We start from the raw sequence: 25,098 nt of genomic DNA on the forward strand, positions 1-25,098 counted from the left end.
TATCTCGCGGCACCTGATAGACGCGAGTATCGCCGCGCTGCAACGGTTTACGACCGATCGCGAAGCGGAACGTGGCACCTGTTGCACGGAACGCACGGCTGGCGGGCTGAACAGCGGTGGCTTTCAATCCGGCGATGCCGCGTTAGCATCGCGGCATGAACCAGCCCGCCCGCATCCTCGCCGCATTGCTGATCGGATTGGCGCTCGGCATTGCGGGAGGACGGTTCGGCTGGGCCCTTGCCGTCAATGTCGCCGATCCGATCGGATCCATCTGGATCGACGCCTTGCGGATGACGGTGGTGCCGTTGGTCGTCGCGCTGCTGGTGACCGGCATCCTGCGCACCGCCGGGCAATCGCGGGGCGGTGGCCTTGCATTGAAGGCCGTGCTGTTCTTCGTCGCGCTTCTCTGGCTGTCGACGCTGATCTCGGCCTTCCTGACGCCCGCGCTCCTCGCCGCCTGGCCGCTTGGCACCGCATCTCGCGCCGCATTGGACAGTGCGATGGGACAGGCGCCCGCCGTGACCACGTCCGCCCCTCCGCTCGGTGATTTCATCCGCTCGATCGTGCCGACCAACCCGCTGTCGGCGGCAGTCAACGACGCGATGCTGCCGCTGATCGTGTTCACCACGCTCTTCGCGCTCGCCGCCGTGCGCCTGGAGGAGGGGGCCCGCGCCACGCTGGAAAACCTGTTCTCCGCAATCGAGCAGGCGATGCTGACCATCGTCGGCTGGGTGCTGTGGATCGCACCGCTCGGCGTCTTCGCCCTTGCCTTCGTGCTGGGCGCACGGGCGGGGACGGCGGCGATCGGCGCCCTGGCCCACTACATTGCGATCGTCTCCGCCGCCGGGCTTGCCGCCTGGGCTCTTGCCTATCCGGTCGCGCTGTTGGGCGCGCGCGTGCGTCTCGGCGCCTTCATCCGCGCGGTCGCCCCAGCGCAGATCGTCGCGCTCAGCACGCAGAGCTCGCTCGCCACCCTGCCGACGATGCTGAAATGTTGCGAGCGGCTGGGCGTGCCGGTCGCCGTCGCCGGCGTGCCGCTGCCGATCGCGGTCGCCATCTTCCGCGTGACCAGCCCCGCGATGAACCTTGCGGTCGCGATTTACGTCGCCCACCTCACCGGCACGCCGCTCTCCGCCGCCACGATCGCGGCGGGGGCGGTGGTCGCGGGCACGACTACGCTCGGCACGATCAGCCTGCCCGGCCAGGTCAGCTTCCTCACCTCCACCACCCCGATCGCGCTGGCCATGGGCGTACCGCTCGCCCCCCTCGGCCTCCTCCTCGCCGTCGAGATGATCCCCGACCTGGTTCGTACCGTCGGCAACGTGACGATGGATGTCGCGGCGACCACCGCGCTCGCCCGGCACGAGGGGGCGCTGGACGCCTCGACAGGGGCGTGATGGCCGGATAGCGTCCGGTACTCAGGGGCTTGTGGGGGCAATGTAAATGGCGAAGGCCATACAGCTTCCTTTCTGTCCCGCCGCAACCACGTGACAAACTGTTGCCACGCCATCTGCCCACCGCCGCTTGGTTGACCACCGGCATGGCGCTTCCTAGCTGGCCATGGACGCGCAACAGTCCGGAAAGGCGTTGGCCAGGTTTCGATGTCTGCCCCCGTTATCGTTCTGGTCGAGGATGATCCCGGCCTCCGCACGCTGACCTCCCGCGCCTTGCAGGCCGATGGCTTCGACGTGCATCCGGCCGGCTCCGCGCCGGAGATGTGGCGCGTGTTCGAGAGTACGGCGGTCGACCTCGTCGTCCTGGACGTGATGCTGCCCGGCACCAGCGGCATAGACCTGTGCCGCCAAATCCGGCAGCGTAGCGACGTGCCGATCATCTTCGTCAGTGCGCGAAACAGCGAGACCGATCGTGTCGTCGGACTGGAACTCGGGGCCGACGATTACCTGCCCAAGCCCTTCGGTGCGCGTGAGCTGGTCGCCCGTGTCCGCGCCGTGCTTCGCCGTGGCGGTATGGAACGGCGCCACGGCGCGTCGGGCGAGGGCAAGGCCAGGTTCAACGACTGGACCGCCGATTTCCCCCGGCGCGAGGTCCGCTCTCCCACCGGCGCGGTCGTCGACCTGACCGGGGCGGAGTTCGACCTGCTGTCGAGCTTCCTGCACCACCCGCAGCGCGTGATCAGCCGCGACCGGCTGATGGAGCTGGCGCGTACCCGCCTCGGTGACAGCTCCGACCGCAGCGTCGACGTGCTGGTCAGCCGCCTGCGCCGCAAGCTCTCCACCGACGGGGAGCAGGCGCCGATCGTCACGGTGCGCGGGGCCGGGTACATGTTCAACACGGCGGTGCAGCGCTTTTGAACGAAGCGCGGCGCTGGTCGGTCGGCCTGCTCGGCCGCGTCCTCGCCGTCCTGCTGCTGACCGTCGTCGTCGAATTCGGTGTCAGTACGCTCCTCTACGAGCGGGCCAGCCGCCTTTCGGTGCATGAGGATGAGGCGGCGCGTCTGGCGGAGGCGATCGCGCCTGCCGTCCGCCTGCTCAACGCCACGCCGCAGGCGCAGAGGCCCACGGTCGCAGACCATCTTTCGACCGAACGCTATATCTTCACCTGGCGGCCGGTGACGGCCAAGCCGCCGCTCACCGCTCCGGCGCTGCCGGCGATGCGCCTGCAGGTGACAGCGTGGGAGCCGATGCTCGCCAATACCGGCCTGCGCCTGTACCTGCGGTCGCCGGGGCGCGGCAATGTCGTGGTCGGCGACCTCCTGCTGGCGGATGGCAGCGCGCTGGAGGTGCTGGCTCCGGGGCTCGTCCAGGAATCCACCCTTGCCTCCAACCGGATCGCGCTGGCGCTCGCACCCGCGCTCGCGCTGGTGGTGATCGGCGGATTGCTGCTGCGGGTCATGGTGCAGCCGGTGCGGCAACTCGCCCGCGCCGCCGATCTGGTCGGCGAAGGGCAGGTGATCGAACTCGCGGAAAGCGGCCCGACCGAAATCCGCCGTCTCATCCGCGCGTTCAACGGCATGCAGCATCGCATTGCCGGGCTGATCGAGGGACGGACGCGCGCCCTGGCGGCGGTGGGCCATGACCTGCGGACACCGATCTCCCGGCTGCGCCTGCGCACGGAGTCCATCGACAACCGGCAATTGCGCGAGACCTTCGACGCCGACCTGGCGGAGATCGAGCAGATGCTCGCCTCGCTTTTCGCCTTCTACGGCCGGGAAACGGAGACCGAGCGCCAGATACGGCTGGACGTGGCGGTGATGGTCGCCTCGCTCGTGGATGAGTTCGCCGATCATGGCGACGACGTTACCTATCACGGTCCCGACCACTGCGAGCTGATGGTCTATCGCACCGACCTTCGTCGCGCGGTCACCAACCTCATCAATAACGCCTGTCACTATGGCGAGCGCGTCGCCGTCTCGCTGGGGGATAGGCCGGAGGAGGTCGTGATCGCCGTTGAAGACGACGGTCCCGGCATTCCCGAAGCCCAGCTCAAGACGGTCCTCGAGCCGTTCGTTCGGCTGGACGAGGCGCGATCGCGCAACACTGCCGGCCTTGGGCTGGGCCTGTCGATCGTGGACAGCGCGGCTCGCAAGATGGGCGGGGAGTTTACCCTGGAAAACCGCGCCGGAGGCGGGCTGCGCGCTACCATCCGCCTGCCGAAAACTGCCACGGCAACATAACGTCATGAAACCGCTGCGCCGCAGCAAAGCCGTTCCGCCATTCTTGAGCGAACTCCCGCTGCGGCGGGACACTCAATTTCAAGAGGATGGCCATGAACGAGTTTCTCGGACGCGTATTCAGTTTCGAAAAGCAGGTCTACCGCGACCAGGCCGCGCTCTATTCCAAGCTCGCCACCGACGGGCAGAGCCCTAAGGCGCTGATGATCTCCTGCGCGGACAGCCGCATCGTGCCGGAGCACATCGTCCAGGCGGAGCCCGGCGACCTGTTCGTCTGCCGCAACGCGGGCAACATCGTGCCGCCGCATGCAACCCAGAACGGCGGCGTCACGTCGACTGTCGAGTACGCGGTGATGGCGCTCGGCGTGCGCGACATCATCGTCTGCGGCCATTCCGACTGTGGCGCGATGAAGGGGCTGATGAACCTGCCCGCCCTGGAGAAGATGCCGAACGTCGCCGCCTGGCTGCGCCATTCGCATGCCGCCAGCAATGTCGTGAACGAGTGCTACCCGGATCTGGAGGGCACCGAACGGGTCCGCGCGCTCTCGCTGGAGAACGTCGTGGCGCAGCTCAACAACCTGCGCACCCATCCGTCGGTCGCCGCCGGCCTCGCCCGCGGCGAAATCTCGCTGCACGGCTGGTTCGTCGATATCCATGAGGGCGTCGTCCTCGCCCTCGATGGGCAGAGCGGTGCCTTCGTGAAGGTCGACGAGACGCGGCCGCTGCCGATCGCCGTTCCTGCGCGGCAGCGTCTGGCGGCGGACCGTGGCGCGCATCTTGAGGCGGCCGAATGAGTACCGCCGCCTTCACGACGAAGTTCCTGTCGCGGGATCTGACGGCGTCGATCGTCGTCTTCCTGGTCGCGATGCCGCTTTGCATGGGCATCGCGGTCGCCTCCGGCGTGCCACCGGAAAAGGGCCTGATCACCGGGATCATCGGCGGCATCGTCGTCGGCGCGTTGGCGGGATCGCCACTGCAGGTCAGCGGCCCCGCCGCGGGCCTTGCCGTCATCGTGTTCGAGATCGTGCAGAAGCAGGGTCTCTCCGCGCTCGGGCCGATCCTGCTCCTCGCCGGTGTGCTGCAGTTCGCGGCGGGCGTGTTCCGCCTGGGTGGATGGTTCCGTGCGATCTCGCCGGGCGTGGTCCACGGAATGCTCGCCGGTATCGGCGTGCTGATCGTCGTCGGTCAGTTCCACGTTCTCTTCGATGACCGTCCTTTGCCCAGCGGGCTCGAGAACCTCGCCGCCATGCCGGGCCAGGTGCTCGGCCTGTCCGCGATGACCGTACAGAGTGCGGAGCTCGCCTTTCTCGTCGGCGTCATCACCATCGCCACCATGCTCGCCTGGGAGAAGTTCCGCCCGGCGACGCTGAAGCTCATCCCCGGCGCGCTGATGGGCGTGCTGGCGGGGACGCTGGTCGCCTATTTCGGCGGGCTGGATGTTGTCCGCGTGAGCGTGCCGGAATCGATCGTCGGCGCGATCACCCTGCCAACTTCGGAGGGCCTGTTCGGCATCAACGGGGAGATCGTCGTTACGGCGCTCGCCATCGCGTTCATTGCCAGCGCCGAAACCCTCCTCTCGGCGGCGGCGGTCGATCGAATGCATGACGGCGTGCGGACCGACTACAACAAGGAGCTGCGCGCACAGGGAATCGGCAACTTCCTCTGCGGCGCCGCGGGCTCGATCCCGATGACCGGCGTCATCGTCCGCAGCTCGGCCAATGTGCAGGCGGGCGCGATGAGCCGCTTGTCGGCGATCATGCACGGCGTCTGGATCCTCGGCTTCGTCGCGGTCCTGCCCTGGCTGCTTCGGGAGATCCCGATGTCGGCGCTGGCGGGTATCCTCGTCGTCACCGGCTTCCGTCTCGTCAGCCTGAAGCATGTTCGCCACCTCCTCCACAACTATGGTCCTCTGCCCGCCGTGATCTGGGCGGCGACCTTGGTGATGGTGGTGGCGACCGACCTGCTGACCGGCGTGATCGTCGGCATCTTGCTGTCGCTGGTCGAACTGCTGCCGCATGTCCGACGTCTCGGCCTCAAGATGGACCGGCGCGAGGAGGACGAGCGGAGCTATATCGACCTTGCCGGCACGGCGACCTTCGTCACCCTGCCCAAGCTGTCGGCCGCGCTGGACGCCACGCCGGCGGACCGTGGCGTCCGCCTCAACATGGAGCGGCTTCGCCATATCGACCATACCTGCGCGGAGATGCTGGGCGAGTGGCTGCAGCGCCGTCGCGCCAGCGGTGTCGAGACCGAGGTTCTGGGCGGTGGACGCTTCAAGGGTCTGCCCGCCTGATCATCTGGAAACAAGCCAGCCAAGCACGGAAACAATAACGAAACAAACCGTGTTTGGCTGGCCACGGTTCCAAGTTAACTTTGGTGCAATGCAATATTTGAAATGACGCGACTGTAGCTCCCGTATCAAATGGACCGGCTCACAACATCTCCTGCGATTAGACAGGGGAAGGGGGCCGCAGGAAGAACGGTTCATTTGGGGAGTTACCATGAAGCCGATCTACCTTTCGCTCGCGGCCCTGGCCGCGGCACTTCCGCTGCCTGCGCTGGCTCAGGATGCGCCCGCCGCACCGTTCACCGTCTCCGGCAGCATCGCGCTCGTCTCCGACTACCGCTTCCGCGGCGTGTCGCAGTCGGACGAGGAACTGGCGGTGCAGGGCGGCCTGACGCTCACCCATGAAAGCGGCTTCTATGTCGCGACCTGGGCGTCGAACCTGTCCGGCTGGGGCACTTTCGGCGGGTCGAACACCGAGCTCGATCTCGTCGGCGGTTTCAAGACAGAGGTCTCGCCCGGCGTGAACGTCGACGTGGGCCTCACCTGGTACATGTATCCGGGCGGCGCCAGCGAGACCGATTTCGCCGAGCCCTACATCAAGATCAGCACCACCTTCGGTCCGATCAGCTGGCTGGGCGGCGTCGCCTATGCGCCGAAGCAGCAGGCGCTGGGCAAGTGGTATAATTCGGGCGCGTCCTACGCGACGGGCATCCCCGACAATCCCGGCAAGAAGAACGACAACTTCTACGTCTGGGGCGATATCTCGTCGGCGATCCCGAACACGCCGATCACGCTGAAGGCGCATCTCGGCTATTCGGAGGGCAATTCCGGCCTGGGCCCGAACGGCACCTCGGTCGCGCCGACCGGCGAGTACCTCGACTGGATGGTGGGTGCGGACTGGGCCGCCTTCGGCCCGGTGGTGCTGGGCGTCGCCTATACCGACACCAACATCAAGCTGAAGGAAGCGAAGTACCTCTATCCGAACTTCTCGAACACCAAGGACGGCACCCGTATCGCCGGGCCGCAGGTGGTGTTCTCGGTCTCGGCCGCGTTCTGATGGTGAAAGGCCGGGCCGCGACGAGATCGCGGTCCGGCCTGCCTTCCGTGGATTGTCATCCCGATCCTGGTCGGGATGACAATCACAACATTCAGTCGTTGTCGGTCGGCGCTTCCGCTGTGCCCGCCGCCTGACCGGGATTTGCGACAGGCTTGATCTTGCCAGCCGGCGTATGATGCGCGACGCGCGCCGCCGTCTCGCTCTTCCTCATCGGACGATAGACGGGCGCGATGCCCTTGGCGCCTGGCGCCTCGACGCGCACATGGGTGTCGGTCAGGTCGGCTGCGATCGCGGGCGCGATCGTGAGTGGCGCGATCATCATCGCAGCGGCGAAGCGCATGAACATGTCGAAGACTCTCCTGGAGTTAGGAGTGTCTGTCTGATCTCAGCGGCTGTCGGTGTGTTTTCCGGCACGTGACAAACTATGTCCGTGCAGGTCGCCGACCACATAGCTGCGCAGGAATGTGTCCAGTGCTCGCCCGGCATCCTCTTCGATCACGCGCTCGTCCGGCTCCGTGATGAGGCCGAGCAGCAACAATTGATGCGTTCCGGCCAGGCAGAGGCTGGAGAGCAGCCGCGCGGCGATCAGCGGGTCGTCCCTCCGCAGGATGCCGCGATCCATCGCTTCGGCAAGGACCGGCACCACTTGCTCCCAGGTCCGGCGTGGCCCGCGCTCGTAGAAGATGCGGCCGACCTCGGGTGTCCGCCCCGCTTCGGCCGCGACCAGACGAAAAAGGGCGATCGCCTCGGCCGAGGTCGCGCGGGTGATTAAGCCCTGACAAAAGCCTCGCAAGGTGACGCGCAGGTCGCCGCGCGGGGCGAGGATCTCGGCCAGCTGCGCCTGAAAGGTCGCGGTGATGCGGTCCATTACCGCTTCGAACAGCGACTCCTTCGACTCGAAGTGGCCCCAGAGGGTGGCCTTCGAACCTCCGACGGCCGCCGCGATCCCGGACATCGTCGTCCCGGCATAACCGTGGGAGAGGAACAGATCGGCCGCGATCGCGATGATCGCATCGCGCCGGTCTTGCCCTCGCGTCTCACGCCGGGAAAGGGGATTGTCCGCGACCGCCATAGCCGTACCATAGAGTACACTTTTCTGATTGACGAGAACCTTCGCTGCGGCGCAATAGGATTTCGCTACCAAGCAGTACGGTTTTCCTTTTGATGTCTGCGTCACGTCCATTCTTTGCCGCCCAGCTCGGGTTCGCCGTCCTGGGGCTCGCCGCCTGCGCGCCGATGCCGGATCTCGGCCCCAAGCCGCTGGTCCGTACCGCCCAGAGCGTCGATGCCGCCCGCAGCCTGAGCGGCACCGCCTCGGCCTGGCCGGCCGACGGCTGGTGGCTGGCCTACCGGGATCCGCAGCTTGCCGCGCTGATCGAGGAAGGGCTCGCCCGTTCTCCCGACGTAGTCGCCGCCGCCGCGCGCTTCAGGAGGGCGGCGGGCCTTGCGCAGCAAGCCGGCGCGCCGCTCCTGCCGTCATTCGACGTGACGGGCCGGGCGGGGTTCGACAAGCAGAGCTACAACCTTGGCTTCCCGAAGGAGTTCGTGCCCCAGGGCTGGCTCGACACCGGTCAGGTGGCCGGGCAGTTCAATCTCGAGCTCGATATCTGGGGCCGCAACCGGGCGGCGCTCGCCGCCGCAACATCGGAGGCGCGGGCGGCCGAGATCGATGCGCAGCAGGCGCGGTTGATGCTGACCACCGGCATCGCGGATGCCTATGCCGACCTCTCCCGCCTTTACGCCGAGCGCGAAACCCAGCAGCGCGCGCTCGACCTTCGCCTCGCCACCCAGAACCTGGTCGGTCAGCGCGAGCAGAACGGACTGGAGACGCGGGGCAGCCTGCGCCAGGCCGACGCAACGGTGTCCTCCGCGCGCGCCAGCCTCGCCGCCGCGAACGAGGCGATCGCGCTCCGATCGAACCAGATCGCCGCGCTGATCGGCGCCGGCCCCGATCGCGCGCTGACGATCACGCCGCCGCGCCTCGCCGCGCTGGTGCCGCAGGCCCTGCCGCAGGACGTCACCACCGATCTTGTCGCGCGTCGTCCGGACATCGCGAGCGCGCTGGCCCGCACGGAGGCGGAGGCGAGCCGCATCAAGGTCGCGCGTGCCGACTTCTTCCCGGCCATCCGTCTGAGCGGGCTGGTCGGCTATCAGGCGCTCGGCCTGGAAAACCTCATCGAGAAGGACTCGATCTACGGCAGCGTCGGGCCGGCGATCAGCCTGCCGATCTTCCACGGCGGTGCGATCAGCGGCCAGTATCGTGCGCAGCGTGGTGCCTATGACGAGGCGGTTGCCGATTACGACCGCTCCGTGCTCGGCGCCTATCGCGAGGTGGCGGACGCGGTCGCCAGCCGGAACATCCTGACCGAACGCCTCGACAGCGCCAGGAAGGCGCTGGCCGCGTCGGAAGAGGCCTATTCGATCGCGCGGCAGCGTTACGAGGGTGGTCTCTCCACCTTCCTCGACGTGCTCGACGTGGAGGATCGCCTGCTTTCCGCGCGTCAGGCGGTCGCCGACCTCGACGCCCGCGCCTTCGCGCTGGACGTCGCCCTCATTCGCGCGCTCGGCGGGGGCTTCACGCCCGCCGGCATCTCCACACCCAAGGACCGTACGCATGGCTGACGCCGCTTCCCCCACCATCGAGGCCGACGCCGAGGCACGCACCGCCCGCAATCGCGCGCTGCGCCGGACCTGGCTGATCCGCATCGCCATCGCCGTGGCGGTGATCGGGGCGTTGTGGCTGCTCTACTATCTGCTGATCGGGCGCAACCATGTCGAAACAGACAATGCCTATGTGAATGCGGAGATCGCCCAGATCACGCCCTTGCTCTCCGCTCAGGCGGTGGAGGTGCGGGTCAGCGATACCGCGCAGGTGAAGCGCGGCGAAATCCTCGTCCGCCTCGACCCGTCCAATGCCGACATCGCCATCGCGCAGGCCGAGGCGGATCTCGCCGAGGCACGGCGCCGGTTCCGCCAGACAAGCGCCACCAGCACCGCGCTCACCTCCCAGGTGGCGGCGCGTGAGGCGGACATCGCCGCCGCGCGCACCCGCGTCGAAACGGCGCAGGCGGACTATGACCGCGCCCGCATCGACCTCGAGCGGCGTCAGAAGCTGCGCAACAGCGGTGCCGTCTCGGGGGAGGAGCTGACCAGCGCGGTCAACGCCTTTGCGGGTGCCAAGGCGGCGCTTGCCCAGGCGCGCGCGACGGTGCAGCAGGCCCAGTCCACGCGGAGCGCCGCCATCGGCGAACTCACCGCCAACGAGGCGCTGGTGAAGGGCTCGACCGAGGAGACCGATCCCGGTGTGATGGCGGCGCTTGCCCGCCTGCGCTCGGCACGCCTCGACCTCGACCGCACGGTGATCCGCGCACCGATCGACGGGGTGGTGACCAAGCGGCAGGTGCAGGTTGGCCAGCGCGTGACGCAGGGGACTCCGATCATGAGCATCGTGCCCCTGTCGCAGGTCTATGTGGACGCGAATTTCAAGGAGCGGCAGCTTCGCCGGGTGAAGGTCGGCATGCCGGCGACGGTGACGGCCGACATCTACGGCGGCGACGTCGTCTATCACGGGCGCGTGGCGGGCTTCTCCGGCGGCACCGGCTCCTCCCTGTCGCTGATCCCGGCGCAGAACGCGACGGGAAACTGGATCAAGGTGGTGCAGCGCCTGCCGGTGCGCATCGAACTGGACCCTAAGGAGCTTGCCGAGCACCCGCTCCGCATCGGCCTCTCCACAGAGGTCGAGATCGACCTTTCGGGCAACTGAGGCGGTCATGGCCGGCTCTGCAGACAGCGCCGTGCTGCCGGCCAACCGGCGGCTCCTTGCCGGGCTGGTCCTCGCCCTCGGCAACTTCATGGTGGTGCTGGACCTCACCATCGCCAATGTCTCGGTCCCGCACATCGCTGGCAATCTCGGCATCTCCGCCGATCAGGGCACTTGGGTCATCACCTCCTATGCGGTGGCGGAGGCGATCTTCGTACCGCTGACCGGCTGGCTGGTGCTGCGTTTCGGCGCCGTTCGGATGCTGACCATCTGCATGGCCGGTTTCGGCATCTCGTCGGTGCTGTGCGGATTGTCGCCGACGCTCGGCATGCTGGTGGCGTCACGCATCCTGCAGGGCATGTTCGGCGGATCGATCATGCCGCTGACCCAAACCCTGCTCCTGCGGGCCTTTCCTCCGGAATCGCGCAACCGGGCGATGGCGCTTTGGGCGATGACCACTTTGCTCGGGCCGGCGGCCGGGCCGATCCTGGGCGGCTACATCAGCGACAATTGGAGCTGGCACTGGATCTTCTTCATCAACGTGCCGGTCTGCATCGCCTGTGTCTCCGGCACCATCCTGCTGTTCAAGCCGCTGGAGACGGCCACGCGCAAGACGCCGATCGACATGGTCGGCCTCATCCTCATGCTCATCTGGATCGGCAGCCTCCAGTTGATGCTAGACATCGGTCGCGATCGTGACTGGTTCGCCGATCCGCTGGTGGTCGCGCTCGGCCTAGTGGCCGCAATCGGATTGCTGGTCTTCATCGTCTGGGAATTGACGGAGGAGCACCCGGTCGTCGATCTGCGCATCTTCCGGCATCGCGGTTTCACCTTCGGCGTCATCGCCCTTACGCTCGCCTTTGGCGCCTATTTTGCCAGCATCGTCATCATCCCGCAGTGGTTGCAGCTTTCGCTTGGCTACCCTGCGATGGATGCCGGCCTTGTCACCGCCTTCACCGCGCTGACCGCGCTCACCACGGCGCAGCTTGTCGGCAAGTTCATGTCGAAGGTCGATGCGCGTATCCTCGTGTCGGGCGGAGTGGCCTGGACCGGGCTGATGGCGCTGTGGCGGACGCAGTGGACCAGTGGTGCCGATTTCTGGACATTGGCACTCCCCCAGGTCGTGCAGGGCTTCGGCGTACCGTTCTTCATGATCCCGCTCACGGCGATAACGCTCGGGTCGGTCAGGCCTGAGGAAACCGCCTCCGCCGCCGGCCTGCAGAACTTCCTGCGCACGATGGCGGTCGCGATCGCAACCTCGCTCGTGCTGACCGAATGGGGCGACAACCAGCGCGTCGCGCGCAACGAAATGGCGGCGAGCCTCCGCCCCGACGACGCCCAGCACGTTCTGTCCTCCGCTGGCTTCGGTGCGGAACAAGGGCGTCAGGTGATCTCCAACTTAGTCGAGAACGAGGCGGTTGTTCTTGCCGTCACCCACACATTCATGATCGCTGCGGTGATCATCTTCGTGTCGGCGGCGGTTGTCTGGCTCGCTCCCCGTCCCGGCGGCAAGGTGGATATGTCAAAGGCCCACTAGGGGCCGATCTTCCGGCTTAGATATGGCGATCCGGCGAGGGCATAGCGCCTGACCAGATCGACGCCGGTGCTGATCCCGATCCGCCGTCCGGTCACGATCTCCGCCGATGTGCCGGCGGTCAGCACGAATGGCGGTCGATCGAGCGGCAGGCCGTCATGGGCGATGGTGACGCCGAGCGCCTGGCACAAGCGTCCGGGCCCCGCGCAGAGCAGGCGATCGGCGATACCGCCGCGCCGTTCGCGCATGAACTCCAGCCCCGCCTGCGGTTCGATCGCCCGGATCAGCACGGCGCTCCCGGGTTCGCCGCAGACGAAGTTGAGGCACCAGTGGATGCCGTAGCTGCGGTAGACATAGGCGTGCCCCGCCGGCCCGAACATCGAACGGTTGCGCGGTGTCTCGCCACGATAGCTGTGTGACGCCGGGTCCGTGTGGTCATAGGCTTCCGTCTCCACGATCACCCCGCCGATGCCATCAACCAGCAAGGTGCAGCCGATCAGCGCCCGGGCAACCGTCTCCACATCCTGCGCGAAGAAGTCCGAGGGTAGCGGCAAGACGAAGTCGCGGCTTAAGCCGCCTCACGCGCGCGCAGCAGCCGGATCGTCTCGGCCCAGCGTCGCGCGTCGAAGTCGGCCTGATGTTGCCTCGGCAGGAGCGCGCGGGCCTGGGCTTCCGCGGCGTCGACCTGTCCGCGCGACACACCGAGGGAGACGAAGACCGCGCCGATGTCGAGGATGGGGAAGGCCTTGGTCCCGGCCGCCTCCGCCAGGGTCTCGTTCCAGTAGGCGTCGAGTTCGCTATCGGCATAGACGGTCAGGCCGCGCGCCGCCTCGGCCAGTTCGGCCGCGACGGTCCCGACATCAAGGCCGTCGCGCTCGATCGTCTCCAGGGAGAGACCGTGCAACTGCTCCGCATCTTCGGACCAGTCCCAATAACGCCATCGCGAGGCGGGGCGGATCAGCCAGACGCGGGAGGGGCCATCCACCTCCGCCAGCGCAACCTCGATCGGATAGGACATGCCGTCATCGGGGAGGCAACTGGCCTCGAAATCGATGATGGCGATCCGGCTCATGTCCGGAAAATCGCCGGAAACGGGAAATGTTGCAAGGCGCGGCGATCGCCGTGCGACTATCTTTATCCGCTGTGCGAAGTCGAGTTGGCGGACTGACCCTCGACTTCGCACCAACGGGGAAGAGGAATAGGTTACTCGGCAGCAGCCTTGGGCTTGCGGCCGCGACGCTTCGGCGCCTCCGCGGGGGCGGCGGCAGGGGTGGGGGCAGCGGCGGGCGCATCCGCCTCGGCCTTGGGCTTGCGCGCGCGACGGGCCGGAGCGGCGGCTGGCTGCGGCGCTTCCTCGACCTTCGGCTTCCGGCCGAGACCGATCTTGTGCGCCAGTTCCTTGCGCTGAGCCGCGTAGTTCGGCGCGACCATCGGGTAGTCGGCCGGAAGCTTCCACTTCGCGCGGTATTCGGCCGGGGTCATGCCATAGCTATTCATCAGATAGCGCTTCAGCATCTTCATTTTCTTGCCGCTTTCCAGCGACACGAGATAATCCGGCTTGATCGAGGAGCGGACCGGAACGGCCGGCTGCTGTTCGACAGGCTCCGGCGCGGCAGGTGCACCCAGACCGGTGAGCGCGCCATGGACCTTCTCGATCAGGCCCGGCAGATCGGTCACCGAAACCGTGTTGTTGGCGACATGCGCCGCCACGATGTCTGCGGTCAGGGTCAGCAGCGCTTCATTGTTCACTTCGGTCATCTAGATCTCCGGCGGGTAAATTGGGGCAAGGGGCAGGTGATTCCAACGCGCGTCTTAGGAGCACTGCCGTGATGATGCAAGATTGCTTCGGATTGATCTTGAAGAAAGGAGCAATGGCGCCCCTGAACCAGCTTGTCGAAGAACAAGCGGAGGATCGTTTCTGCTCCGACAGAATTGCGGCGAATGAGATGTTTTGGATGTAAAATCAATGAAAAGGCCGGAACAATCGGATGTTTAGGTTCGTTTGAAGAACATGATCGCGTCCTTGGTTATCGCGTGTATGCCTGTTGCAGTGACATCGGCCACGGCCTTCGTCTGTCAGTCTGGCGAGAAGGTGATACTCGCCGACATCCGTGCATCCGCTTCCGATCAGGTCGAACGCGATAGGCAGCGCGCGGCGCTGGCATCCATCACGCTGAACAAGCGGCTAACCTGCGAAACGGTCGAGCAACGTGCGACTGTGCTCGTCGGCCGGTGCACCTCCAACGGGCAGGACATAGCGCTTCAGCACGTCGCGAACGGCAATGCTCAGTTACGCACGGATGTTCAGGCAACCAAGGGGCGGACAATAGATACAGGCGCTCCTGGCAGAAGTGGACTGGAGTGACTTCAAATGTGGTCGCCCGCTCTTGGAGAGAGGGCAGATCAGGGTCAGAGCCGCCCTCATCTTAGCGGGTCCAAACGATCGACAGGGGGTAGTCTTCGAAAACGGCGGCGAAGTAGACCAGATTCCCGCCTAGTCATCGGGACATAGAGCGAACGAAATCCAAAAGAACCGAACGGACAGGTCGGTAGTCTTTTCGTCATCATGACTAAAGCCAAAATCCATTTGAACTCCGGATCTGATGGAGCAGAAAATGGATGCTTACTCTCGTCAACATGGCGGGTCTTGTGCGGGCAGTCACAGCCACGAAGCCGAATTTCAATCGGTCCGAGGTGTCGTTCTCTGGTTCCGGTGGAGTTCGGCTGAAGCCGGCCGGCAGCTCCGGTCCTTTGGCGGCTGCACCTAAGGCGACGAGGTCGGCGGCATCGTTCCCTTGAATTGCCGGGCGCGACGGTCTCGGCTGTCAGCCCCTCGAGCTATCGCGTGCGGCAGTGTCCTCGCTTCACGGGCCTTCGATAAGAGGAGCCGAACCGATGTCCAGATCCTCCGTTTCCGCCGCGTGCCCCGCACCGGGATCCTGCCCCAGCGCGACGGCGATCATGCGCGACCAGATCGCGGCATCACCGGCGGCAGCCATCTCTTCATCCGGCTCCCGAAGCGTCTTGAGGACCGCGATCGCATCCTCTTCGAAGTCCCGCCATGTGCTGTCGACCTCCGACGCCGCCGACGCCTCATCGCCGGCGCCGTTGATGCTGATGCGTCGTGCCGCGAGAACGCGGGCGACCCGTTCGAGAGCTGGGCTCACCGAGATGTCCATGGCTTGGCCTTTCCGTTGAAGGGGCAGTTTGACTTCCAACGGTGCCAACCTGCGGACGTTCCCGACGGCTGGCGCGCACGCGACTGACGGAGCCTCGCTAGCTAGCCTTTCCGGAAATCGGGCGGACGCTTGGCGAAGAAGGCGGCGAGGCCCTCGCGACACTCCGCGCCCCCGCCGGCCGGGCTGATCGCAGCTGGGTCTCGAAGCCGCCGTCGAAGCTGCGCTGCAGCAGCAAGGGTCGGCGAGACCTCGCCAGGCGGGCGTGATGCTGTGAAGTCGAGGAAGCTCGCGCCGAACCCCACCGCCCGCTCGTTTGACTATTCTTAATGTAGCTCCGCGCTAGTCTGCTTTGATGGCACCTGTCTTCGTTGCAGGCGGTCGCCTGCCGAAGAATTCCGCGGCTCGTTTCACTGTGCTCGCGATCAGCGTTCGCTCCGCCTTGACGATGTTGTTGCTGATCGAAGCTCCCTTGATCCAGATGCCGAATGCCCTCGCTTCGGCTGGTCCGAAGTCCGTTGCTGCCGGCCAGTAGAGTTGACACGCCCGATACGTTCCGGTGCCGTCGATGATGCGAAGATGCCGTATGAGAGGTACGAGATCCTTTCGGCGAGCCGAAAGAAGCGCTGCTTGGCCTGTAATCCTTGTGTATCCGAGATAGAAGCCCGGCTGCTTCCCCGCGGCAGCCGGTTCGACCATGCTCGTCATCACGCCGGCCCAATCGTCCAGGTCGTCGCGCCGCGTCTCGGCGCGGATCGCGGGGTCCAGCGAACCCGGTATTTCGTGCAGCATCGCCCGCCATATCGCCTTTTGAAGGAAGGTTGCGGAATTGCCGAAGTTGTAGGCGATCATGGAAGGGGCCGTACCGGCGATCCGCGCGATCGCCCGGTCGTTTATCGCGCCGAGTCCTCCGCTGAATATCCGCGTCGACGCAGCCGTCAGCAGGCGGTTCGCGACCCCATTCGCCGGCGGCTCTTCGTGGATGGCGAACTGCTGAGGCTTCGAAAGGAGCCACTCGCCGATCTTGTTCGAGCCGCCAGATGGTGGCCGCCCGCCGTCCGCCCGAGATGCGAAGACGCGCGCAGTCTCCATGACCAGCGGCCAGAATGAAAAGTCGTCGTGAAGCGCGACGGCGTAGACTTCCTCCATCAACAGATGGTCGATCAGGAAGCGCGCGAGCACGGCATCTCCCGTGACCTTCGTCCAGAAAGTGCGGCGGATCTCACGCCAGCTTCTGACCGGGGCCTCCCCGGGGAAATCCTCGGTCCCGTTGAAGGCCATCTCAAGCCAGAAGCGAGGCACGAGAGCCGTTCTCCGGATTGTGACGTAGCTAACGATCAGCTCGGTTGTCTGCGCCGTTTCGATCTCCAGCCCCGTCAACTCAGCGAGGAGTGCCTGGTGGAGCTCTGACTCCAACATCAGAGCTTTTTCGGCGGCGGCGTGGAGTAGATTGGTCTTGTTGCCGAAGAAGTGGAAGATGGAGGCAGTCGACACACCTGCGCCGGCCGCGACGTTGCGGAGCGACATGCCCTGCAACCCGCTTTCCGCCACTGCCCTGATCGTCTGCTCGATCAGGTCCTCGCGAGAACTCAGGTCGCTCATTTTCGTCATTACCTCAACCTCTGCTCACCCGGTCGATCTGGCTCGATCCCCGCTTGCACCTCGCCTCAGAGCTCAACGTCACTCCGAAACTTGATCGATCACGCGTTATAGAGCCCGTATGCTGCTTTGTAAGCATTCCCGGCGGCGGCGTCGGTCACGCAGACGGCGGGGGCGAACCTTCCTCGAAATTCTTTCGTAATCCTGTTTATCGATTGTCGCCGGATCAATCAGCCGTTATAGGCTGTTCTACAGGCGGCGTTGCCCGCATCCGCGCGAGAGAAGCGGAGTGAGCGCCTGAGTTTCCGAAAAACGCGCCCCGCGCTTGCGGAGGTCGCGAGGAGATGGGGAGGATATATATGCGGAAGTCATGGATTCTGCTTGCCGTGATGGGCGGCGCGTCGACGAGCGCTCTGGCCCAAAGCGTTGCCGATCCCGCCACCGACACCCAGGGTCTACAGGACATCATCGTCACGGCGACTCGGCGGTCTGAAAATCTGCAGAATGTTCCCGTCGCGGTGACGGCGGTTTCGGCCGCCGACCTCACGAAGCGCGGCGTCTTCGAAACGTCGGATCTCAACAACTCGATGCCGAACCTTCAGGTCTCCTCGCCTTACGGCAAGCAGCAGCCGAACTTCTCCCTCCGCGGCATCGGCGTCGGTACTGAATTCAACGCCAACGCGGCCTCGCCCGTCGGCATCTATGTCGACGAGGTCTATCAGGCGTTCCGCTCATCGCATGGTCAGCAGCTTTACGATCTCAACCAGATCGAGGTGGTGCGCGGCCCGCAGGGCACGCTTTACGGCCGCAACACCACCGGCGGCGCGATCAACTTCATCACCAAGCAGCCGCAACTGTCCGGCAGCGAAGGCTATCTGACGCTGGGCTACGGCAATTTCGACCGCCGGTCGGCCGAAGGCGCGGTCGAATATACGCCGGTAGACGACATGTTCGGTATCCGCGTCGCTGGCACGTTCGTCGATACCGATCCCTACATTCGCAACGTGCTTCCCGCGGGACCCAGCACGATCGTGGGTGGCGGTGCGTCGGGACTGAACTTCAACACTGGCCGCTCGCCGGGCGGGTGGAAGAACTGGGGCGCGCGCGTGAGCATGCGGTTCAAGCCGACCGAGGATATCGACCTCAACCTCAAGCTGTACGCCGGGCGCGCGACGGGCACGAGCGATGCGAACATTCCCTTCGGTTCCTCGCGCACCAGCGACGTGATCGATTGGACCAACCCGAATTTCCTGCTGAGCGGTATCTTCCAGGCGCTCGCGCCGGCCGGAATCGTGCCGGCAAGCTATAGCGCCGACGCCCGAGGCTTGAAGGAGCGGGAGATCGAGACGGACTCGCAGCGCTTCGCCTCGTCGCGCGCCAAGGGTGCGGTGTTCAACGCCAGGATCCAGCTTTCCGATACGCTGAAGCTGATCTCGATCTCCGGCTATGACGACGGCCGCTATGTCAACAATCAGGATTGCGATGCGACACCGCTCCGGCTCTGCGCCATCGGCTACGATTCCAAGTTCAACGCATTCAATCAGGACATCCGGCTCGACTATGACGGCGACCGCACGAAGCTGATCGTCGGCGGTTTCTATGGCCGCGACAGCCTGACCGCGAACAACCACCCCGACTTCTTCAACTTCCTGCGCGACGTGAATGCGGCAGTCGGCTCGCCCACCGGGTACTTCAATCCCGGCGGCGCGTTCAACGGCGCGGGTCTTTCCGCCGGCTCGCTGCCGACGGGCATCACCGCGGAGCAGACCTACAAGCAGGTCCGCAAGTCCTACGCGATCTATGGCGAGGGCAGCTACGAGATCACCGACACGCTGAAGCTGACGGCCGGCCTTCGCTACACCATGGACCGCCTGAGATATAAGGACGGCATCACCACCTATTTCGACGATACCGGCGTCGCCCGGATGATTACCGTATCCGACTTCATGCGCGGCGGGGCGTTCGCGCCCTATTTCCTGCAGCCGGTGCTGAACGAGGCCGGCGCGGTCGTCATCCCATCCGATCAGGCGGCGGGAACCCCGCTGCCGGGCGGCCTGAGCAACAAGGGGCGGTCGAATGAGTTCTCCGGCCGCGTCATCGTCGACTGGAAGCCGACCGAGCGTTCGCTGATCTACGGCAGCTATAGCCGCGGCTATCGCGCGGGCACGTTCAACGGCCTTGCCTATGGCACGTCCAACCAGGTCTACTTCGTGCCGCCGGAAAAGGTGGACGCCTACGAAATCGGCTTGAAGTCGCGCTGGTTCGACAATCGGCTCCAGCTCAACGCTGCCTTCTTCTACTATGACTATCAGGGGCAGCAGGGGCAGGTCATCGATGCGACCGCGACGGGCAACCTCGTCTCCCTGGACGGCAAGATCAAGGGCCTCGAGATCGAGGCTCAGCTTGCCGCGACCGATCGTCTCCGCCTGAGCGCCTCGTTCGGCTTGCTCGACTCGAAGTATGCGGACGATCCATGCCCCACCACGCCGATCACCGGCTTCCCGGCGCAGGCCGGCAGCTGCGTGGTCTCGGCCAAGGGGCCGGTCAATGTCGGCGGCAACCCGTTCCCTTATGCGCCGAAGACGTCGATCAATCTTGGTGCGGACTGGACCGCGGTGCGCTTCAGCAGAGGCGAGCTGCTCGTCCATGCCGATGCGTCGTACACCGGCCAGTTCTATTACGACGCGTTCAAGGACTATTCGCGGGGCCCGCTGCCGCAGGTCTCCACCGGCAGGTTCTCGCAAGGTGAGGGCAAGTACTGGGTCGTCAACAGTCGCGTGACCTATTCGCTCGATCGCTTCTCGGTCTCCGCCTGGGTCAAGAACCTGACCGACAAGACCTATTACCCGTTCGCGATCGCCTTGGAGAACCTGTTCGGCAACGGCCATCTCGTCCGGGCCGAGCCCCGCACCTATGGCGTCGAGGCGACGGTCAAGTTCTGAGTTGAAGCGTGACGGGCGGTAGTTCCGCGACGCCGCCCGCCACCAGAACAGGAGACGTTCCTTGGGTGGCGTGAGTTACGGGACCGACAGGGTTGCGGAGGTGGACGGAGGGTTCGACCCCTTCGACAAGGACGACCTCGAACCCGGTGTTCGCCGCGTTCTGGAACGCCGCGCCGCACGGAAGCGCGGCGCGCCGCCTTACCGCCCGCGCGCCGAAGCACCGGTTGAAGAAGCGCTTGCCCGGTTCCTCGCCACGGCCGCGCCGGATGCGCGGATCGAAGGACTGAAACGCCTTGGCGGCGGCGCGTCCAAGGAGCAGTTCAGCTTCCATATCGCGGCCGGTCACCCGCAGGCCGGCCGATACGTGCTCCGCATGGAGCCGCTCCAGTCGATCTCCGAATCCGACCGCCGGCGTGAGTTCGAGGTGTTGCGCGCTTTCGGGGAGATCGTGCCCGCGCCCGTGCCGGTCTGGCTGGATGCCGAGGGCGAGGTTCTCGGCCAGCCGGCGGCGATCATGAAGTTTGTGGGCGGTGTCACGAAGCCCAGCGAGAATGTTGGCGGCGTCACCGGGCTCGGTACGATCCTTGGCGACCGGCTGCGCCCGCTCATCGCCCCGCAGTTCATCGACTGTCTTGCGCGCATCCATGGCTATGACTGGGAGGGCAAGGGTCTCGACAGTTTCGAGGCACCCACAGGTGACCCGCGCCGCGCGGCCTTGTGGCAGCTCAACTGGTGGTCGCAGGTCTGGCGCGAAGACCGGACCCAGTCGTTTCCGGTGATGGCGCTTGCCGAACGCTGGATGCGGCGGAACCTGCCGGCCGCTGACGACATCGTTCTTGTCCATGGCGACTATCGGACGGGCAACTATCTGTTCGACGAGGCGGATGGCCGCATCACCGCCCTGCTCGACTGGGAGCTGTGCCATCTCGGCGACTTCCATGAAGACATCGCCTGGATGCTGCAGCGTCTGTTCGGCTCGGTGGAGCACGATCGCCAGCTCGCCGCCGGGCTGCTGGAGCGGGGGGAGATGATCGCTGCCTATGAGGCAGCCTCAGGCCGCAAGATCGACCGGCGGACATTGCACTTCTACGAGGTTTTCTCCGCCTATAAGTGCATCGTCATCACCATGGCGACCGGGGTCAAGGCCGCGCGCGACCGGCACAACCATCAGGAGGTGCTGCTGACTTGGCTGGCGCCGATCGGCCATATCTTCGCCGCCGAGTTGGCCGATCTGCTGAAGCAGGAGCCCGGACTGTGATCCCCGCGATCGAAGACCGCCTCTCCAGCATGGAGCGCGCGCTGCAGGAGGCGATCCTGCCCGCGCTTCCGGCCGACCAGTCGCTGGCGATCGAGCAGGCGCACCTGCTCCTCGCGCAGATCGGGCTGCTGCGCGAGCAGATCGACTTCGCACCGGACTTCGAGCGGCAGGAGCACGCCGGGCTCGCCGCCCTGGGCAGCACTCTTGCCGGTAGCGCGGAAGGCGGCCCGCGCACCCGGGTCGCTGCGGATAAGCTCTCCACGTTGCTGGGCGAAAACGCCGCGAGCAGGCCCGCCGACCTGCGCGCACGGATCGTGGCCATCTCGCGGGCGATCGAGGACCTCGTGGAAGCAAGCGGGCTTGACGGAAGCGAGGCGTTCGTCGCGCAATCCGCCGACGCCATCATCGCACATACCGCAGTCGCGACGCGGCGCGACCGGGCATGGTTCCGCTCCACCGGTTTCGAACGCGGCGAAGTCAAACTGCCCTCGATCCGGGAAGTCCTGAACGTCTGATCCAACGAAACCAGCGTACAAAGGAAGTGCCATGAAGTTCGCCGAAGTCCGCAGCAGCCTGCCGCCCGTACCGGCCGCCGATGATAACCGTCACGTCCTGCGCGACGTCCCGCATTCGCGCGAAGCCAACGCGCTGATGTTTCAGGTGCCGGAAGAGGGCCTTGCCGGCTTCGTCTATTTCTGGGTCACTCGGGAGGGGATGGCTGGCACGGCCGCCTACATCTTCGGGCCGAGCATCGGCGAGCCGATCCTGGAGCGGTTCGACGCGACGCCGGTCAGCCCGGAGATGGATTACCACGACTGGAAGGTGGACGGCCTCACCGCCAAGGTCGGTGCGCCACACCAGCACCTGGACTTCGCCTTCTCCGGCAAGCGCGTCAAGATCACCGCCCATTACGAGGCATCACATCCGGTCTATGCGTTCAGCTCGCACAAGGACGGGTGCCCGCCATACTACGCCGACGACCGCACCGAGCAGCACGGTGTCCTGACCGGCGAACTCGTCGTCGATGGCAAAAGGATCGCGCTCAACCACTTCATGCAGCGCGACCACAGCTGGGGTCCGCGCGTCTGGGGCCTCAACCAGCACTACAAGTGGTTCCACGCGACGACACACAGCGCGAGCGTCCATTTCTTCGAGATGCAGTCCTTCGGCAAGGTCCTCGTCCGCGGCTTCGTGGCGAAGGACGGTCGCATGGAGGAGATCGTCGGCCTCGACTACGACTTCGAGTTCGACGAGACGATGTACCACAAGAGCTTCGACGTCGTCGTCACCGACGCGGCGGGGCGGAAGACCGACATCAAGTGTCAGGTCTATGCGCGGATCGAATTCGACGCCGATCCCATGATCTACCTCAAGGAGGGCGCTACAACCCTCGTCATGGATGGAGAAGACGGGACGGGCTGGTGCGAGTTCTGCTGGAACCGAAACTACTTCGATTTCGCCAAGAACTTTGCCGCGCAATATAGCTGATCAGCTCCTTGCGGGGTGATGGGCACGGAAGCCGATGATCACCGCCAGCAGACCCGTTTGGGAACTCGCCGTTCACGGCCCAACGAAGGACTGAGCTCCATCGAAGCGAAGGAAAGACAATGACCACGATCGTCCAGGTTATGTATCCTCCGGAAGACACGTTCGACTGGGATTATTATCTCTCGACGCACATGCCCATGGTCGAGCGTGAGATGAAGTATCTTCGCAAATGGTCGGTGCTGCGCGGCATCGACGATGGCGTGCCGAAGACATACGGCGCGATCGCTGTTCTGACCTTCGACAATGCGGGCCAGTGGGCGGAGGACTTCGCCACGGTCGGACCCAAGCTGCTGGCCGACATCCCGATGTACACGAAGACGCAGCCGGCGATTCAGGTCAGCGACGTGGTCGAGTAAGAGGAAAAGAACATGATCACCGAGGCCGATCTCGACTTTCACAACAAGGGCACGACGGAGTTCGACTACGCCGAGACGATGTTCCTGATCTTCTCGGTGCCGGAGGCGGGGATCAGCGGCAACGCCTATGTTCTGGCGCGGCCGAACGCGGGGATCTGCCTGTCTTCGATCTACCTGCACAAGGGGATCGTCCCGAACGCCTGGCAGGCGGATTATTGCGATGCGCCGATGCATGTGAAATGTCCGGAGAAGCTGTCGGACTTCACGCTTTCGAACGGCCTGTCGGTGAAGGGCAGCAACGGCGCTCGCGACTATCGTTTCCGTTATGACGGTCGGGACGGTCTGTGCCGCTTCGACCTCGACTTCGAAGGCCTGATGAACCCGTTCGATCCGCTCGACCCGGATCAGAACCCGATGCTGGCGAAGTTCGGCGGCGATACCCAGGCGTCCACCGGTGCAGGCGACAGCTGGTCGAAGGGGCACTATGATCTCGTCGGCCAAATCACCGGCGAGCTCGAACTCTACGGCAAGTCGTACAGGGTCGATTGCGTCGACGGCCTGGACCGCAGCTGGGGTCCGCGCGCGGAATGGGACTCCGCTCCGGTGTCGTGGATGCACATGACCTTCGGCACCGACCTTGCCTTCCACCTCATCATGACGCTCGACGTGAAGGAAGGGCAGACCTGCTACACAACCTTCCGCTTCGGCTATGCGGTCGTGGACGGACAGGTCTCCGCGATCGTCGATGCATCGGTGGAGGGGGAGAGCGTCAACCTCCTCGGTATCCACCGCGTCGTTCGCATCACCGACGAGCATGGTCGAACATGGGAAATGACCGGTTCCGCCATCGCGGCCGCTCCCTGGCACGGCGCCTATACCAGCTTCATCTCGTTCCAGTCGCTATATCGCTGGACGATGGGCGAACGCGTCGGGTTCAGCAACGTGACCGACGTCATCGGCGTCACCACGCTCTCCAAGCGCCTGTCTCGTCTCGGCAGTAAATGGAAGGGTGCCGCCTGACGCGCAGGCTCTGGACGCTGCGGGCGGTCAAGGAGAGGGGAAGCGCTCGCCCTATCCCTCCTGGGACGTCGGAGCAGCGCGCATGCCGGACAAATGGAGGTAATTCGGATCGAACCCGGCCACCGCCTTCAGACCCGGCCAATCCTTGACCGTCAGCATGTGCTCGCGCAGGTCGATCAACCCATCCTTGCGGAGCGCCTGCAGCACGCGGTTCACGTGAACCGAGGTGAGCCCGAGCGTGTCCCCGATCACCTCCTGCGTGAAAGGCAGCGCGAAGGCGTTCGAGGTCTGCAGTCCCACGCTGCTCAGGCGGACGAACAGCTCGCAGAAAAGATGCGCGACACGCTCCCGTGCCGAGCGTCGGCCCATCGAGGCGATCCGCTCGCTCATCAGGGCGTTGTCGAGGGTCGTCAGCCAGAGCAGCAGGTCGGCGAGGCGGGGATGCGCGCGGCCGACGGAGAGCAGGGCATCGCGCGAGACGACGGCGACGATCACACTGGTCAAGGTCGCGACGGACGTGTCCTGGCGGCCGACGAGGACGCCGTCGAGATCGCACGGATCGCCCGGCAAGAGCAGAGCGACGATCTGGCGTCCGCCTCCGCCCAGCAGCTTGTACCGGCAGGCCCAGCCGCTGAGCATGATGTGCAGCTGGTCCGGACGGTCGCCGGCCTTGACGATGTCCTGCCCCGCGCGAAACTCGCGCCTGTCCTGAAGCAGCCGCTCGAGGGCGAGAAGCTCGGCGATCCCGAGCGGCGTCATGAGCTTCAGGCGCGCGATGAAGCGGTTGTCGGCGTCAGCCATGATGAATCTCGAACGAAATGCCCTGCTGGGCCGAGCCCGCCGATGTCGTTCGCGCCAGATGAGCATCGCCCGTCCGTCTGTGCGCTGCCCGGATGACGCGAGCCGGTCGCCGCTCGTCGCGCCCGCGAT

24 protein-coding genes are annotated in these 25,098 nt (G+C 65.4%); 16 read left to right on the plus strand and 8 right to left on the minus strand.

Annotated features, from left to right (window positions below):
* Positions 1-155 precede the first annotated feature (155 nt).
* The 6 genes from ACM608_RS03080 (at position 156) to ACM608_RS03105 (ending at position 6,975) form a co-directional block, all read left to right on the plus strand.
* Complete coding sequence (locus tag ACM608_RS03080) at positions 156-1,397, plus strand: dicarboxylate/amino acid:cation symporter (protein WP_419681790.1); 1,242 nt, start codon at positions 156-158, stop codon at positions 1,395-1,397.
* A gap of 204 nt (positions 1,398-1,601) precedes the next feature.
* Complete coding sequence (locus ACM608_RS03085) at positions 1,602-2,312, plus strand: response regulator transcription factor (RefSeq protein ID WP_419681792.1); 711 nt, start codon at positions 1,602-1,604, stop codon at positions 2,310-2,312.
* On the plus strand, positions 2,309-3,634 hold the full coding sequence (locus tag ACM608_RS03090) for an ATP-binding protein (RefSeq protein WP_419681794.1): 1,326 nt from the start codon (positions 2,309-2,311) through the stop codon (positions 3,632-3,634). The genes ACM608_RS03085 and ACM608_RS03090 overlap by 4 nt, the downstream gene beginning before the upstream one ends.
* 92 nt (positions 3,635-3,726) lie before the next feature.
* Positions 3,727-4,425, plus strand: a complete 699-nt coding sequence (locus tag ACM608_RS03095) for a carbonic anhydrase (RefSeq protein ID WP_419681796.1) — start codon at positions 3,727-3,729, stop codon at positions 4,423-4,425.
* Positions 4,422-5,924 carry a SulP family inorganic anion transporter gene (locus ACM608_RS03100; protein ID WP_419681798.1) on the plus strand — a complete coding sequence of 501 codons (1,503 nt, stop codon included), beginning with the start codon at positions 4,422-4,424 and terminating at the stop codon, positions 5,922-5,924. Before ACM608_RS03095 ends, ACM608_RS03100 begins: the two co-directional genes overlap by 4 nt.
* 208 nt (positions 5,925-6,132) lie before the next feature.
* Entirely contained in the window at positions 6,133-6,975 is an 843-nt protein-coding gene (locus ACM608_RS03105; protein ID WP_419681799.1) for a TorF family putative porin, read from the plus strand.
* 91 nt (positions 6,976-7,066) lie between these two features.
* Here ACM608_RS03105 and ACM608_RS03110 read toward each other — a convergent pair whose 3' ends face one another.
* Together ACM608_RS03110 and ACM608_RS03115 are read right to left on the minus strand one after the other, a co-directional pair.
* Positions 7,067-7,321: a hypothetical protein gene (locus tag ACM608_RS03110; protein WP_419681801.1), complete on the minus strand. Its 255-nt coding sequence runs from the start codon at positions 7,319-7,321 to the stop codon at positions 7,067-7,069.
* Positions 7,322-7,360: 39 nt separating this feature from the next.
* Complete coding sequence (locus ACM608_RS03115) at positions 7,361-8,158, minus strand: TetR/AcrR family transcriptional regulator (RefSeq protein WP_419681802.1); 798 nt, start codon at positions 8,156-8,158, stop codon at positions 7,361-7,363.
* On the opposite strand from ACM608_RS03115, the gene ACM608_RS03120 reads away from it, so the two are divergent.
* Genes ACM608_RS03120 through ACM608_RS03130 form a run of 3 tightly spaced genes read left to right on the plus strand, consistent with a single transcriptional unit; the run spans position 8,140 to position 12,272 of the window.
* Complete coding sequence (locus ACM608_RS03120; RefSeq protein WP_419681804.1) at positions 8,140-9,597, plus strand: efflux transporter outer membrane subunit; 1,458 nt, start codon at positions 8,140-8,142, stop codon at positions 9,595-9,597. The genes ACM608_RS03115 and ACM608_RS03120 overlap by 19 nt on opposite strands.
* Positions 9,590-10,738: an HlyD family efflux transporter periplasmic adaptor subunit gene (locus ACM608_RS03125; RefSeq protein WP_419681805.1), complete on the plus strand. Its 1,149-nt coding sequence runs from the start codon at positions 9,590-9,592 to the stop codon at positions 10,736-10,738. Before ACM608_RS03120 ends, ACM608_RS03125 begins: the two co-directional genes overlap by 8 nt.
* 7 nt (positions 10,739-10,745) lie before the next feature.
* Positions 10,746-12,272 carry a DHA2 family efflux MFS transporter permease subunit gene (locus tag ACM608_RS03130; RefSeq protein WP_419681807.1) on the plus strand — a complete coding sequence of 509 codons (1,527 nt, stop codon included), beginning with the start codon at positions 10,746-10,748 and terminating at the stop codon, positions 12,270-12,272.
* On the opposite strand, the gene ACM608_RS03135 is transcribed toward ACM608_RS03130, so the two are convergent.
* The 3 genes from ACM608_RS03135 to ACM608_RS03145 form a co-directional block, all read right to left on the minus strand.
* Positions 12,269-12,823, minus strand: coding sequence for a DNA-3-methyladenine glycosylase (locus ACM608_RS03135; protein WP_419681809.1), 555 nt, complete (start codon positions 12,821-12,823; stop codon positions 12,269-12,271). The genes ACM608_RS03130 and ACM608_RS03135 overlap by 4 nt on opposite strands.
* A 14-nt stretch (positions 12,824-12,837) precedes the next feature.
* The gene (locus ACM608_RS03140; protein WP_419681810.1) at positions 12,838-13,341 is read right to left on the minus strand and encodes a hypothetical protein; all 504 of its coding nucleotides are present in this window, start codon (positions 13,339-13,341) and stop codon (positions 12,838-12,840) included.
* 131 nt (positions 13,342-13,472) lie between these two features.
* A complete protein-coding gene (locus tag ACM608_RS03145; protein WP_419681812.1) occupies positions 13,473-14,027 on the minus strand; it encodes a MucR family transcriptional regulator in 555 nt (184 codons plus the stop codon).
* Positions 14,028-14,271: 244 nt separating this feature from the next.
* Here ACM608_RS03145 and ACM608_RS03150 point away from each other — a divergent pair, with 244 nt between their 5' ends.
* Positions 14,272-14,634, plus strand: a complete 363-nt coding sequence (locus ACM608_RS03150) for a hypothetical protein (RefSeq protein ID WP_419681814.1) — start codon at positions 14,272-14,274, stop codon at positions 14,632-14,634.
* Positions 14,635-15,133: 499 nt separating this feature from the next.
* Here ACM608_RS03150 and ACM608_RS03155 read toward each other — a convergent pair whose 3' ends face one another.
* Complete coding sequence (locus ACM608_RS03155; protein ID WP_419681816.1) at positions 15,134-15,487, minus strand: hypothetical protein; 354 nt, start codon at positions 15,485-15,487, stop codon at positions 15,134-15,136.
* 300 nt (positions 15,488-15,787) lie between these two features.
* A complete protein-coding gene (locus ACM608_RS03160) occupies positions 15,788-17,047 on the minus strand; it encodes a TetR/AcrR family transcriptional regulator (protein WP_419681818.1) in 1,260 nt (419 codons plus the stop codon).
* 356 nt (positions 17,048-17,403) lie between these two features.
* On the opposite strand from ACM608_RS03160, the gene ACM608_RS03165 reads away from it, so the two are divergent.
* From ACM608_RS03165 to ACM608_RS03190, 6 genes are all read left to right on the plus strand, one after another.
* Positions 17,404-19,986, plus strand: coding sequence for a TonB-dependent receptor (locus ACM608_RS03165; RefSeq protein WP_419681820.1), 2,583 nt, complete (start codon positions 17,404-17,406; stop codon positions 19,984-19,986).
* Between the two features lie 70 nt (positions 19,987-20,056).
* Positions 20,057-21,244 (plus strand): phosphotransferase family protein, encoded by a 1,188-nt coding sequence (locus ACM608_RS03170; protein WP_419685069.1) that lies wholly within the window; start codon positions 20,057-20,059, stop codon positions 21,242-21,244.
* Positions 21,241-21,759 (plus strand): hypothetical protein, encoded by a 519-nt coding sequence (locus tag ACM608_RS03175; RefSeq protein ID WP_419681822.1) that lies wholly within the window; start codon positions 21,241-21,243, stop codon positions 21,757-21,759. Before ACM608_RS03170 ends, ACM608_RS03175 begins: the two co-directional genes overlap by 4 nt.
* Before the next feature lie 31 nt (positions 21,760-21,790).
* Positions 21,791-22,732: a DUF7064 domain-containing protein gene (locus tag ACM608_RS03180; RefSeq protein ID WP_419681824.1), complete on the plus strand. Its 942-nt coding sequence runs from the start codon at positions 21,791-21,793 to the stop codon at positions 22,730-22,732.
* Between the two features lie 119 nt (positions 22,733-22,851).
* The gene (locus tag ACM608_RS03185; protein ID WP_419681826.1) at positions 22,852-23,148 is read left to right on the plus strand and encodes an EthD family reductase; all 297 of its coding nucleotides are present in this window, start codon (positions 22,852-22,854) and stop codon (positions 23,146-23,148) included.
* A 12-nt stretch (positions 23,149-23,160) separates the two neighbouring features.
* A complete protein-coding gene (locus ACM608_RS03190) occupies positions 23,161-24,168 on the plus strand; it encodes a DUF7064 domain-containing protein (RefSeq protein WP_419681828.1) in 1,008 nt (335 codons plus the stop codon).
* Between the two features lie 51 nt (positions 24,169-24,219).
* On the opposite strand, the gene ACM608_RS03195 is transcribed toward ACM608_RS03190, so the two are convergent.
* On the minus strand, positions 24,220-24,969 hold the full coding sequence (locus tag ACM608_RS03195) for a Crp/Fnr family transcriptional regulator (RefSeq protein ID WP_419681830.1): 750 nt from the start codon (positions 24,967-24,969) through the stop codon (positions 24,220-24,222).
* Positions 24,970-25,098: the final 129 nt, after the last annotated feature.

This window comes from Sphingomonas sp. ID0503, from assembly GCF_048565625.1.
In the GTDB taxonomy this organism is placed as follows: domain Bacteria; phylum Pseudomonadota; class Alphaproteobacteria; order Sphingomonadales; family Sphingomonadaceae; genus JBLZUR01.

Bases quoted from the DNA above. Each gene is read 5' to 3' on its own strand.
- ACM608_RS03080 (WP_419681790.1), top strand. From the start codon at position 156: ATGAACCAGCCCGCCCGCATCCTCGCCGCATTGCTGATCGGATTGGCG.
- ACM608_RS03085 (WP_419681792.1), top strand. From the start codon at position 1,602: ATGTCTGCCCCCGTTATCGTTCTGGTCGAGGATGATCCCGGCCTCCGC.
- ACM608_RS03095 (WP_419681796.1), top strand. From the start codon at position 3,727: ATGAACGAGTTTCTCGGACGCGTATTCAGTTTCGAAAAGCAGGTCTAC.
- ACM608_RS03100 (WP_419681798.1), top strand. From the start codon at position 4,422: ATGAGTACCGCCGCCTTCACGACGAAGTTCCTGTCGCGGGATCTGACG.
- ACM608_RS03105 (WP_419681799.1), top strand. From the start codon at position 6,133: ATGAAGCCGATCTACCTTTCGCTCGCGGCCCTGGCCGCGGCACTTCCG.
- ACM608_RS03110 (WP_419681801.1), bottom strand. From the start codon at position 7,321: ATGTTCATGCGCTTCGCCGCTGCGATGATGATCGCGCCACTCACGATC.
- ACM608_RS03120 (WP_419681804.1), top strand. From the start codon at position 8,140: ATGTCTGCGTCACGTCCATTCTTTGCCGCCCAGCTCGGGTTCGCCGTC.
- ACM608_RS03115 (WP_419681802.1), bottom strand. From the start codon at position 8,158: ATGGACGTGACGCAGACATCAAAAGGAAAACCGTACTGCTTGGTAGCG.
- ACM608_RS03125 (WP_419681805.1), top strand. From the start codon at position 9,590: ATGGCTGACGCCGCTTCCCCCACCATCGAGGCCGACGCCGAGGCACGC.
- ACM608_RS03130 (WP_419681807.1), top strand. From the start codon at position 10,746: ATGGCCGGCTCTGCAGACAGCGCCGTGCTGCCGGCCAACCGGCGGCTC.
- ACM608_RS03140 (WP_419681810.1), bottom strand. From the start codon at position 13,341: ATGAGCCGGATCGCCATCATCGATTTCGAGGCCAGTTGCCTCCCCGAT.
- ACM608_RS03145 (WP_419681812.1), bottom strand. From the start codon at position 14,027: ATGACCGAAGTGAACAATGAAGCGCTGCTGACCCTGACCGCAGACATC.
- ACM608_RS03160 (WP_419681818.1), bottom strand. From the start codon at position 17,047: ATGAGCGACCTGAGTTCTCGCGAGGACCTGATCGAGCAGACGATCAGG.
- ACM608_RS03165 (WP_419681820.1), top strand. From the start codon at position 17,404: ATGCGGAAGTCATGGATTCTGCTTGCCGTGATGGGCGGCGCGTCGACG.
- ACM608_RS03180 (WP_419681824.1), top strand. From the start codon at position 21,791: ATGAAGTTCGCCGAAGTCCGCAGCAGCCTGCCGCCCGTACCGGCCGCC.
- ACM608_RS03185 (WP_419681826.1), top strand. From the start codon at position 22,852: ATGACCACGATCGTCCAGGTTATGTATCCTCCGGAAGACACGTTCGAC.
- ACM608_RS03190 (WP_419681828.1), top strand. From the start codon at position 23,161: ATGATCACCGAGGCCGATCTCGACTTTCACAACAAGGGCACGACGGAG.
- ACM608_RS03195 (WP_419681830.1), bottom strand. From the start codon at position 24,969: ATGGCTGACGCCGACAACCGCTTCATCGCGCGCCTGAAGCTCATGACG.